Annotated in this window: 2 protein-coding genes and 1 pseudogene; 1 reads left to right on the top strand and 2 read right to left on the bottom strand. The window is 41.0% G+C overall.

What is annotated here, in order from left to right; genetic code table 11:
- Positions 1-451, top strand: a pseudogene (locus tag BCT81_RS13215) (hypothetical protein); the annotation flags it as partial.
- Positions 452-547: 96 nt separating this feature from the next.
- On the opposite strand, the gene BCT81_RS13210 reads toward BCT81_RS13215, so the two are convergent.
- Both BCT81_RS13210 and BCT81_RS13205 read right to left on the bottom strand, forming a co-directional pair.
- Entirely contained in the window at positions 548-1,342 is a 795-nt protein-coding gene (locus BCT81_RS13210) for an endonuclease (RefSeq protein ID WP_102424713.1), read from the bottom strand.
- A gap of 199 nt (positions 1,343-1,541) precedes the next feature.
- On the bottom strand, positions 1,542-2,789 hold the full coding sequence (locus BCT81_RS13205; RefSeq protein WP_102424712.1) for a hypothetical protein: 1,248 nt from the start codon (positions 2,787-2,789) through the stop codon (positions 1,542-1,544).
- Positions 2,790-2,944 lie beyond the last annotated feature (155 nt).

Raw genomic sequence — 2,944 nt, 5'->3', positions numbered from 1 at the left:
ATCCTACGTTGAGGTTTTCAATAAAGTTGTAGGTTCAATTGCACCTATTGAGATTGAGTATAAAGGCATAAGTGCTTCTGAAAACTGTATCATCCTCCAAGGCTTTCCTATGGGTAATGGACTTGAACAGTTCCGAAACAAGTTACGTGAAGCATTAGTAGAAGAAGGGCTACGAGTCACTTTCGATAGTCGATACAAACAGGTCACTGCTCACAGCTCTTTGATTCGCTTTAGATCACCAATCAATAATGCTCAGCGACTTTTTAACCTCTGTGAGCAATATCGAAATCATACGTTTGGTCGGATTACTCTTAATGACTTCGAACTGGTTTTCAATAACTGGTACCAACACCTGGATATCACTCAATCGTTATCTAGAACCTGCATATCACTCAACACAAACACAAAGAGCTTAGCTGAAGCTCAACGACGTTGCTTATCGATACACTAAGTGTTCTCTACTGCAAATAGCACTCACTAATAAAGTGTTCGCAAGATAAAAAGCCATCACTAGGATGGCTTCATTGCATTGACTTCAGTTTATGTATCAACCATTACAGCGGCTGTCATATATGTCATTTACCCAGCTTGGATTATCAATGAACGGGTTGCGGTTGCCTTGCCATTTAACAGCTTTTTCATGGCGATTACGTTCCCAATCATCGACAGGGTCGGCGTTATGCCATTGCAGTAATGTACACAGCTTTCCAACCTTAGGTTGCCCTGAAGAACTCGACGTGTCATCAACTAAGTACAAGTCCGGCATTTTCGCGTTATTTCCTTCATAACGTACCGCCATGTAGAAAAGCGAACGAGCGGTATCCCCTTTCACTGCGTCACGAGGTTCAAAGCTGTCGTAATCCGTCTTGTTGAGCGGTGACTTTTTCAATGGCGCTCCACCAAAATCGAAGTCTTTGTTCGACCGGATAGAGTTAATCTCTGCGTCGGTTGATTGAAGATGGTGAATGTCGGTATAACCCCACTGATCTTTGCGCTTGAATCCAAAAGACTTTGGCCAAAGGTGTTCACGATTCCAAGCATTCTTGTCGTTGTTGCCTGATGACGTAAAGTCTTTGGATTGTGAACGACCACTATAATACAAAATCACATTGTTCGGATTATTCGGATCTTCGTTGGTGTCTTTCAATGCAGACCACACCTGAGTGTAAGTGAGTTGCTTTTGCCCGCGAGCAGCAATCACACCAAGCATGTCTTTTAAGGCATTGCCGCTTAGCCCCTCAGCTTCAAGGTAGTAACCATCAGGGTAGCTAATATTAGCAAGCGCAACTGGACTAAGTGCCGTCGAAATCAGCAAGAGGCTTAGATTTAAACGCATTTTCATTGTTTTTATTATCCTTGTTATTGTTGTTATTCACCCACTATTGATGAGTGCCCCCATACTCTACAAAACACAATTTATATGCAATCGGTTTGTTTTGAAAATAATATGGGTGGTGCAATAAAATAGCCGAACGCATTCTTCATTTGCGTTCGGCTAATACTCATTTGATTAGGTTGTGGGGCAAAGTGCGACAGTAAACCTACTGCGTCAAGTCAGCTTTAATCTGGTCAACTTGATTCGCCAGAGAAGTATCTTGGAAATATTCACTGTGTGTTTTTCCTAAGTACAGCTTCTTGTTTGTAACTCGTTGATCCAACTTATCTTTAATAACAGTGCCTTGTACTAACTTGTTGTTTAGCTCGTTGGCAATAGTAGAGCTGTCTGATACTTTGTTTCCTTTCGTATCATAATAACGAACTTTACCAATATTCTTATCAAATGGATCACAGTAGGCTATGCCTAAATCACCACTTTCAATAATGTTGTTATATTGGGCTTTGGTGATTGGTGCCTCTTTATTTGATGCAAATTGACTACCTCGAACACACCAATTAATTCGGGTACCTACATCAGGGAAATACGCCGAAATTAAGTTAACGGCATAATATAAATCAGGGTCTGACAGATTTCGTTTTGCATAGATATCAATCACCTTACCGCCAACCACTTGGTACTCAACGTCCCCATTGTCATAAGACTCTAAAAAGTAGCTGTTTCTAAACATCTCGCTGAAGCTGACATTATCAACAGAGCGCCCGCTATCAGATTTGAAGCTCTTCAGTTGCTGCTTATGCTTGACGTTGCCTGTGATAATGTTGGTCACTAAACCAATCACCGTGTTTTTCGCAGTATCACTTTGCCAGGCTGTATAGTTGCTTATGTTTTGTTGAGGTGTCTTTGTTACAGCATCAGCTTTAACACTGTACTTATAACGAAGCTCAGTAATGTCGTCGCCAACCTTAGTTTCCTTAGCATCTGGTTTGTAACGGCGAGCTTCGCAATCTTGAAAATTTGCATCGTAGTAGAAATAACTGATCCAATCTTTTGCCTCAATCATCTCTTTACTGTGAGCAGAGTAATCGACGATTCCGTTTGCACCATAAACACCATAGAAACCTTTGAGATCTTTTTGTTCCTTAGCCGTTAGTCCCTTGTTGAACTCATCATTCCAACCAAGACTGTAAATGTTAAACAAGTTCAGAGTCTTTTCGCACTGTTTAATATCTGTGCTACCAATAGTGTTAGCCGAATACATAGCAGGGCTGCTAGCGAATTTCTTTGCTGCATCATCTTTTGGATCAGCCACGCTACCTTTTGCTGGAGTGACCGACATTTGAGGCACCACTGTTTGTTTCTTTTGAGCCGGTGGAGTAGAGCCGCCGCCGCCACCTCCGCATGCAGTAAGTGTGGCAACTAACGCTGATATGATTGAGATTTGGAACTTCAAGGTTTTCCTCGATACGTTGAGCAAGTGATAAATAAATCATCACCGAATTACCGAAAGAAAACTAAACGCTTATATAACCAAATTAAAACCTTAAAAGAATCAGGTCTAGAACCAAGCTAAAAACAATTTAATTTAGCCAAACAAAACAATAATTT

Source organism: Vibrio sp. 10N.261.52.A1 (assembly GCF_002876325.1).
Classification (GTDB): Bacteria; Pseudomonadota; Gammaproteobacteria; order Enterobacterales; family Vibrionaceae; genus Vibrio; species Vibrio chagasii.
The sequence above is the reverse complement of the archived record's forward strand: the minus strand, read 5'-3'. Positions and strand labels throughout refer to the sequence as shown.

Coding starts and splice junctions, on each gene's coding strand:
- BCT81_RS13210 (WP_102424713.1), bottom strand. CDS start 1,342: ATGAAAATGCGTTTAAATCTAAGCCTCTTGCTGATTTCGACGGCACTT.